The following is a 396-nucleotide window of genomic DNA, read 5'->3' on the forward strand; positions in this document are numbered from 1 at the left end:
CAGGAAATAACCTACGAAGCTTTTGGAAATCGAACCCTGTCAAGTGGTATCGAACAAATACAGTTTATTTTAAAAAATCTTCAGGAGATATAACGTGTCTATCAAATACTGGAGCATTTTATCTTTTGCCTTGGTATCATCATCATGTTCAGCGCAGGTTCAAACGAATGAAAATCAATCTTTTTCGATAGCTGACAAAAATCATGACGGAAGAATTTCTTTCGACGAGTTTGAAATTTATGTTCGGGCTTATCTTCGTGAGAAAAGTAGCTTTGAAGCGTCCGGATTTTCTATGCTATCCCATTCAACGCAAGAGGCAGTGCTAAAAGACCATTTCGACAAAATGGACATCGGACATAAAGGTTATCTCCTTCCCAACGAATGGAAGAGATAGGA

1 protein-coding gene is annotated in these 396 nt (G+C 38.1%); it reads left to right on the plus strand.

All coding sequences use genetic code 11. The features are described 5' to 3' along the window. The first annotated feature begins 94 nt into the window (after nt 1–94). The gene (locus KP705_RS18710; protein ID WP_015074840.1) at nt 95–394 is read left to right on the plus strand and encodes an EF-hand domain-containing protein; all 300 of its coding nucleotides are present in this window, start codon (nt 95–97) and stop codon (nt 392–394) included. Nucleotides 395–396 lie beyond the last annotated feature (2 nt).

The sequence above is a fragment of the Gluconobacter sp. P1D12_c genome (assembly GCF_018812105.1).
Lineage (GTDB): Bacteria > Pseudomonadota > Alphaproteobacteria > Acetobacterales > Acetobacteraceae > Gluconobacter > Gluconobacter oxydans_A.